9 protein-coding genes are annotated in these 7,772 nt (G+C 43.6%); 1 reads left to right on the top strand and 8 read right to left on the bottom strand.

What is annotated here, in order from left to right:
- The first annotated feature begins 384 nt into the window (after window positions 1–384).
- Complete coding sequence (locus BIZ37_RS28420) at window positions 385–1,023, top strand: CAP domain-containing protein (protein ID WP_187464400.1); 639 nt, start codon at window positions 385–387, stop codon at window positions 1,021–1,023.
- A 70-nt stretch (window positions 1,024–1,093) separates the two neighbouring features.
- Here BIZ37_RS28420 and BIZ37_RS28415 read toward each other — a convergent pair whose 3' ends face one another.
- The 8 genes from BIZ37_RS28415 to BIZ37_RS28380 all read right to left on the bottom strand — a co-directional run.
- Complete coding sequence (locus tag BIZ37_RS28415; protein ID WP_187464399.1) at window positions 1,094–2,377, bottom strand: LssY C-terminal domain-containing protein; 1,284 nt, start codon at window positions 2,375–2,377, stop codon at window positions 1,094–1,096.
- Between the two features lie 3 nt (window positions 2,378–2,380).
- Entirely contained in the window at window positions 2,381–3,112 is a 732-nt protein-coding gene (locus BIZ37_RS28410) for a glycosyltransferase (protein WP_187464398.1), read from the bottom strand.
- A 68-nt stretch (window positions 3,113–3,180) separates the two neighbouring features.
- Window positions 3,181–4,041 carry an alpha/beta fold hydrolase gene (locus BIZ37_RS28405; protein ID WP_222939871.1) on the bottom strand — a complete coding sequence of 287 codons (861 nt, stop codon included), beginning with the start codon at window positions 4,039–4,041 and terminating at the stop codon, window positions 3,181–3,183.
- Entirely contained in the window at window positions 4,007–5,077 is a 1,071-nt protein-coding gene (locus BIZ37_RS28400) for a DUF2817 domain-containing protein (RefSeq protein ID WP_187464401.1), read from the bottom strand. The genes BIZ37_RS28405 and BIZ37_RS28400 overlap by 35 nt, the downstream gene beginning before the upstream one ends.
- A 192-nt stretch (window positions 5,078–5,269) precedes the next feature.
- The gene (locus BIZ37_RS28395; protein ID WP_187464396.1) at window positions 5,270–5,551 is read right to left on the bottom strand and encodes a D-fructose-6-phosphate amidotransferase; all 282 of its coding nucleotides are present in this window, start codon (window positions 5,549–5,551) and stop codon (window positions 5,270–5,272) included.
- A gap of 142 nt (window positions 5,552–5,693) precedes the next feature.
- A complete protein-coding gene (locus tag BIZ37_RS28390; protein WP_187464395.1) occupies window positions 5,694–6,338 on the bottom strand; it encodes an autotransporter outer membrane beta-barrel domain-containing protein in 645 nt (214 codons plus the stop codon).
- Window positions 6,339–6,475: 137 nt separating this feature from the next.
- Window positions 6,476–7,153: a DUF4336 domain-containing protein gene (locus BIZ37_RS28385; protein WP_187464394.1), complete on the bottom strand. Its 678-nt coding sequence runs from the start codon at window positions 7,151–7,153 to the stop codon at window positions 6,476–6,478.
- Window positions 7,154–7,184: 31 nt separating this feature from the next.
- Window positions 7,185–7,772 (bottom strand): LuxR C-terminal-related transcriptional regulator (locus tag BIZ37_RS28380; RefSeq protein ID WP_222939870.1); only part of this gene is annotated, 588 nt, incomplete at its 5' end.

Genomic DNA, 7,772 nt, shown 5'->3' with positions numbered 1-7,772 from the left:
AGAAGGCATGATTTTATATCATGCCTTCTTATTTTTAATTGTTAAATATCTTTCTTTTGTCAACTTTGAAAGTTTAGTTAGGCAATGAAGTTGAATAAGCTTTACATTGAATGTGTTGAGGTTAACTTTATTATAATCGTATTTAATACATAATCTTATGTGTGTTTTCATATTGATTTTGGCTTTGTCTCTTTGTTAATTGTTTGTCAGGTTGAAGCGATTTTCACCGTTGCATATTGAATGATTAAGCGGGGAGTAAGTATAGTGTGTTCCGTAAAAAGCGATTAGCAAAAATATTTATTGTGTTTTTTTAGGTTAAATAAATACTATGTTTATTAATTTACTAGACCTAATTTAACACACCTAATGCAAACAAGGTCTGTTATGAAAGTTTTACCATTAGTTATGTTATCTGCGCTGCTATTAGTAGGATGTGGTTCAGGTGGTTCGTCTTCAAGTGATGGCAACAGTGGCTCTATTCCGGGTGATGATATTGGCTCCGGCGGCGATAATGGATCGGGGGGGGACACTGGCTCTGGCGGCGATAACGGTAACAATGGTGACAATGGGAATACCGACCCAGATCCAGCACCAGGCCCAGGTGACACATTCGCAGAACAAATGCTGTTTGCCGTAAACCAAGCACGTGCCGAAGAGCAAAACTGTGGCGGTCAAATCATGCCAGCAGTGCCAGCACTGACATGGGACTATGATTTGGAGTCAGCTGCGTACTCTCATTCAAGTGATATGGCCAACAATAACTTTATGAGCCACACAGGCTCAGATGGTAGTACGCCACAAGACCGCATTGAAGCTACAGGTTATTCATGGTCAACATGGGCAGAGAATGTTGCTGCCGGCCAGAAAGACATAAATGCTGTAATGACGTCTTGGATGAACAGTCCTGGTCACTGTAAAAACATCATGAATGGCAGCGTTACCGAAATGGGTGCGTCATTCGTTGAGAACTCTTCAACACAATACGGTATTTACTGGACTCAAGTCTTTGCTAAACCACGTTAATTCATGGTTAATCAGAAAAATTTAATGTGAAAGCCGCCAACTTTGGCGGCTTTGCTATTTACTAATCTTGCTAGATAGATTGAATAATGGCGATATTACCATCACTGAAGTAATGACTAGACTTTGAAAAAGCAACGGGTTCGCCAAGTCTTCTTAATTTTGTCTTCCACCCTAATGCTTCAGCATTCATCATCAGGGTATCGCGCTCATTATCGACATCTGGATCGATGCCATGTAGAACCGTTATCAGCCCTTTGTAATGAGCAAGTTTGAGGCTATCGTCATAGCTGATTGATGCAAGCCAAATATCTTCATTTGTTTGCTCTGACTTACCTGCATACCACCACCGTATATGCCTCCGGTTAATTAAATCACCTTTAATTTGGTAGGCCAATAACTGTGGTTGTTGATTCCAATATAAATCAGAAATAGGAGGCTGCTTATCCACAATCAATTCAAGGTACTGAGATAAATCGAGTTTATCGCGGGAAAAGGTCTTATTTTCAACCCAGCCTAGTTCATTCATCAAAATACTAGGGTGCCCGCCTTGTAAGATGATGTTGATAGGTTGTGCTTTGTACACAGGGGATAACCCTGGATAAACCGTGTAATTGAGGTTGGTAATCGATACGTTATTTTCCGGCATTGTTTGATTGTTATTGGCTTGTGCTTGAGAGATCCATTCGATCGTGTAGGCTTCGCTATGGAAAAAATGGTAGTAGTTAGCCGAACTCATTGCAGTCAGCCAACAACAAGCCATAAGCAACCACTTACGCCAGCGATAGAGTCGATAAAGGATGACTGAAGCTAAGAAAGAAACGATGCAGGCGGTGAGTAAAACACTATGCTCTTTGAAGAATAGCCCAACCGTTTCCCAGCTTGGGAGTATCTCGATACCTTTACCAATAAAGAATCCAGCAAGTGTAAATTGACCAACGCCGAGAAGTAAGCCGATTGAAGAAAATAGGGTAAACGTTGACCATCGCATGGCATAGCTACCGGCGATAAAGGGCATTATCCAAGCGACAGGACCAAGTAGCCTTGACGCTGTGACAATCCAAGGTCCTTTTTTACGCAGGATCAAACGTGTTTTGGCGATCGGTCGTTTGGTTTTACTGAACTTACGTATCAACCAACGTCGTCCTTGTGAGCCACATCGGCGACCAATGAAGAAACTTAATTGGTCACCGATAAAGCCCCCGGCAAGTACGGCCAGTAAGCCGTATATAGCGCCACTGCTTAGTAGGTAACCAGCAGCAAGCAAGAATGGCTCACCAGGAAAGAATAGGTTGGGTCCGATCAGGGCATCGAGGAAGCTCCCTCCAAAATACCACCACCAAGCGACGTCATGCATGACTTATTTTGCATCCTTGTAATGATCAAATTGGTATTCCATTTCATTGTTGCGCATTTCACCCAAGAAGAACCGGCGTACGTTAGCTTTCAAGTAGGTCAGCCCCATTTTTACGAAGCCCTCCTGCTCCAAACGACGTGGGTCGAACCAAAAACTTACCGGGATCATACGGTAACGCCATGTCTTTGCTGCACGATTTGCATAATCGCAGTCTTCACATAAGATGATGGTCTCATCAAAACCGCCAATCTCATTGTGGACACGCTTGGTTGAGAACATGCAGGCTCCGACGGCTGTCGGGAAGAAAAAGGACGTGGTAAACAAGCCTGCGTTGAATACTCCGTAGCCTAACTTGTAGCCCACTGATAAGTCCTTTGCTGCCATATAGGCACCAGCAACTTCGAGTTTGCGGTTATCCAACTCGTAGAGCGCGTTGGTCAGGAATGTCGGGCTTAAGCGGACGTCGGCATCAAGGAACAACAAACGTTCGTGCTTGGCTATTTGTGCGCCAGTATTTCGGCCAAGACTCGTTCCTCGCTCACTCATTTTATGAACGGTTAAGCTCGGTAAAGCTTGCTCAAAGCCTCTGGCAACTTCACAGGTATTGTCTTCACTGTTTGAGTCGACAACGATAACTTCAAACTGCTGGTGGCTTTGCTTGCTCAGGTCGTCCAGTAGACGGCCAATTCGTTTTTCTTCATTCAGTGTGATAATCACAATACTTACAGGTGTCATAACTCTCTCCAGTTTTCGTCTTAACTGGGTGTAGTTTGCAAGCCTGTGATTGAATTAATGCTGAGGGCTTAATTCATATTGGATTCATTTTCCTTTAAAGCGCTATTTTGCCGTTGGTAAAATAGAGTCACTTTATCGAGTAGCCAGTTAGGATCGTCAGACGGGAGATCATGACCTGCTCTAGGATGAACCATCATCGGAATACCCCAGTGCTTAGCTAATGTTTTACTGCATGAGATATCGACCAGCGCATCATTCTGGCTGCCGATAAGTAAGGTTGTAGGTGGTGGTGGTGATTCAAACTTGAAGCGGCTAGCAGCATAGAGTTGTCTCAAGGTATTGGAAGTGGAGACAGGGTTGGCTTTAGACCATTCAATCCAAGAGTCGACAAGTCCGGCGGGTGATTGGCGTGTTGTCATATCGAAAATTAACGACTCTTGCTGATCTTTTGGAATGAAGAAAAATTTCAGGATGTTGTTGTACTGTTGCCACTTAAGTCTTTTATAGAAGGGGGAGTAGTTACTAAGGCTAGAGTTAATCAGGATTGCAGAATGCACATCCTGAGGATATTTTCGCATCCACTCTAATGCAATCATTCCTCCCATCGAAATAGCGATGATATCGACACTTTCAGGTGTGAGTTCTGTCGGTATGTCGGAAGGTGACGAAGGATGAAAAGAGGTAAGTTGTGATTTTAAATCATCAACCATCGCTGAAATGCTAGTCGGAGACACCTCTTGGTGGCGGGATCCATTGCCTGCAATGTTCAATGCGATGATTTTTCGCTCGGGAAAAGCCTGTTCCAGCATATCGGCAAATCTACCCCAATGACGAGTTTCCCGAAGTAGCCCTCTAAGTAACAATATCGGACGATGGTGGGGGGCAATAGTTGCTCTATTCATAGGTGTTTTTGCGTTGATCGGGTGCATGCTGGGGATACCAAAGCAATTTTGCTTGCTGGGAAAATGTGTCATCGTCTTCACTCTGATACCAATGTTGATAAGAGTAGGTTGCGTTTATCAAAAATTCAGTAAGCGTTAAATGGGTACGAAGAACACGTTGAATTCGATGCGGCTTTACAGGGTGAAATAGGCCAATACGGTCAAGTAATTGTAACGGGTTTTTCCTTACCCAGCGCCAAGATCCCATTTCCAACGTGATAGGCAGAAGATGTTGCTGACGGCTTTCAGCGATGTCATAGAGGTAATCCCATAAGTCTCCATGACAGGTATAGTGTTTGGTTTGGGGCTCAAACAAATAATTCTGGTGGGGGAATGCATTAAAGAACATTTCCCTTAAGTGATACAGGGCACCAATCTTCGAAATAGGGTGAAGCTTGCTTCGTGCATAGGGAAACCACAACCTATCTTTAGTTCCGAAGCCGGAGTGGCAGTCCAGTGCCAAGGTAAATGGGCTCGAGTCGGTCGCCTTTAGAACTTCATTGGTTAGTGCTTGTGATTCAACTTCCATTGCCTGTTGTGCTTTGCCGCGATACCACGGGATATATTTAGATATACGATGCCCTCCAACTAACCACGCTGTTGATTCAGTGCTATCGAGCGGGGCATTTCTCATTAAATCAACATGATTACCGTTGGAGCGATAGCGTTTTGCCATCCCAACCGGGTTCAACAAAGGGATAAACACAAGCTTAATCCGATTCAGCTTGTGATGAAGGGACTCATCCCAGTGAAGGCGCTGACATAAGCTATCTAACAGGGAAATGACGACTTGACTACCTATACGCTCTAAACCATGGACACCACCCACAAAGATTAAACACGGGGAATGGCTATCAATGGCGCCTATGCTGATTTTGTAGATGGGTAAGGGGATATTATCGAGTTCGGCATAGCTCACGACATCTATAGAGGAGTTCACGTGGTGTAAAGTAGGCAGTGAATGATTTATTAACGCTTCAAGCTGCATCAGCTCGGGTAATCTTCGGTATAGGCCTTCTTTCATCAATGCGCTGTACTCCTTCGCCAAGCTCTATGATCCGATAAGGTATCTAGGCTATTAAGAATACTATCTACAAGGTATGACAAGATAATGTCAGTATAGAAGCGGCGCAATACGATGAGAATGGGGGAGGAGAGAGCAATCGCTACCAACTAGACGGAGAGCAAATGTAGTTGGCAGCAATTGCAGAGAGCATTAGTGGGATTGGCTGTATTTCTTGGCTGACTCTAATTGATACTCTTCAATATCATGTACCCATTTCGGTCGGTTGATGAATCTTGCAATCGCGAAACCCGGTAATACAAAGAAATACAGCGGTAATGCTTCATGTAAATAAGTACTGGCTAACACTTCTTCATGTGTGATGAAGTTTAAGGCAGCGAGAGCACTAAAGATTAAGCCAAGTACAACCAAAATTGCAGAGATCACCAAACCTATGCCTAATAAATCTCTCAAATAAAGCCTAGAAGCATTCATATCCATTTCCTCATACAAATGATCGAGGATAAATATACTCCTATTCATACCTTCTGTTGTGATATTGATCACATATGGAGTTCGGTTAAATCATACTTATTATTTTATTGATATAAGGCAAATTATAAGCAATTTTAGCGTTCTAGAACGTATAGCGAACACCTAACTGATAATTGGTCGTTGAGAATTTATCAATGGTTGAATATGAAAAATTAGCTTCAATTTTCATATTGTTAGAAACGTTAAATACATTCCCCAAGCGGTATTCATTAAAGGTGTGTTCAAACTGATCGGTACGGAAAGATGGTTCAACCAACCATATATCAAAAGGGGTGTAACGTAGTCCAACCTCAACACTAGCACCGGATTCGCTGTACTTTTGTTTTTTGTGGTCGAAGACTTCACCTTGCTTGAGTTCAAGGTTGGCGATACCCAAAGTTGTAAACAGCGAAACTGCCTGTGATACCGGTTGATAGAAGCCTATTCCTACATTGTGATGAGATAGTGAGAACTGGTTTCGCTTAGACAATTCGACTTTACCTGCTACGTATAATCGATGGGTAAAATTCCAGCTGCCTTTTAAATATGCGCCCGCCATGCTATCGGCGACAGACGTTTTTTCCTTGTCGTTATAGAAGTAATGTGAACTTGTGAACTCGTCGCTTAGTACCGTGTATTGGAAGCCTCCACTAATATAATCAAATTCCGTTGCCGGTTGTTGTGAGTACGCGAGTGGAGAGGTGAGGAGAAGGGAGAATAATGCGAGTGAGCTAAGTTGGATTTTCATGGGTGTATGTAAGGCAACAGGTAGATATTGTTGCCTATCATATACCTATAAAAACAATGTTCAATAACGTAAATGAACATTGTTCGTATTAAATTGTAACCGTTATTGTATCAAATGGTATACAGAGTGTAGTGGCATTATAAAACCCACTTAAACGCATTATGAAAGAATGCTTTACCATCAGTTTCAACATTATGTCCGTGAGATAAAATAATACGGTCAAATGGCCAGGTCAGGATCTCTTGTAGTGATTGCCTCAGCCTTGTTTTGTTTTGGAAGGTCCAACGCCAGTACAGGGGCATGGCGGGGTGCTGATAGCAGCCGTTGGCTAATGCCAGCGCCATAGTGAAAATATTGCTAGAAGGACGAAACCATGCAAGGGTATCACCGACGATCAAGGTGTTGGAGGTTGGATCACAAAAGATCACTTCTTCCATTCGATCGCTACCTCTTAATAATGTCTGGTATAACTGGTGCTGCCATATTTTAGGGCTGTGGGCACTGAGAGCGTCGTCAAAGGCGAGGTCTGTCCGTTTGGTTTGCAGTCCTGGTGGTGCGAAAAAATAAGCTTCAGGGTAGGCGAGCCACCATTCGGACAAAAACAAATGGTGGTTCATGTTGGGCGTTACAATCGCTTGAATGGCACCAAGTTGGCTGAGTTCAAGCTGCAATGCCGTTGTTAATTGGATCGGGGAGTGGATAAGCAGTTTGCCATTATCAAGCCTGATGACTGTCATCCTTGCGCCAACGGGAATGCCATTCAGCTTGAATGGCATATCACGAGTCCAGAGCCGATCCTTGCTCCATTCTTCCATTATGGTCATCCTTAACCAGTTGTATGGGGGCTTAGAAGCCCATCAATTTCAATAAATTTTCTGCTGTTTCAATGGCCTGTTGTCGGTTAGCGATGTTGAGCTTTTGATACAGGTTGCGAATGTGCGTTTTGATGGTCGTTGATGCTACGTCCAGCTCAGAGGCAATTTGCTCGTTGCTATATCCGGTGTAGATTAATCCCAATACCTGCCATTCACGTTGGGTTAGTGGACTGGTACGAATGAGTTCAGGGACGTCAGGAAGGTTAAGTAGCTTCTCAACAAAGTTTTCATCAAAGTGAACTGAACGGTTACGCTCCTTGCTCGTCATTTCCCTAAGTAACTGACGGGCACGGTGAAGTTCCAGTTCATTAAGCGCTTTGGTATCTACCAACTCTTGGATGAGATCACAAATCTGATTACCGTCGCAAAGGAAGATCCCAACCATGCCAGTACTGTTTGTGAGTTCAAGCGCCAGCTTCATTTGCGCCAGGGCTAAATCCCTACGCCCCTGGCGTTTACTCAATACTGCTTGCACCACTAGGTTACGGTTCTTGTCAGTGATCAGGTTGTGTTTATTACAACTCTCGTCGAGCATATTGAAGATTGACTCCGCTCGATC

Origin of the sequence: Photobacterium sp. BZF1, assembly GCF_014349205.1 — a bacterium.
Classification (GTDB): domain Bacteria; phylum Pseudomonadota; class Gammaproteobacteria; order Enterobacterales; family Vibrionaceae; genus Photobacterium.
The sequence above is the reverse complement of the archived record's forward strand: the minus strand, read 5'-3'. Positions and strand labels throughout refer to the sequence as shown.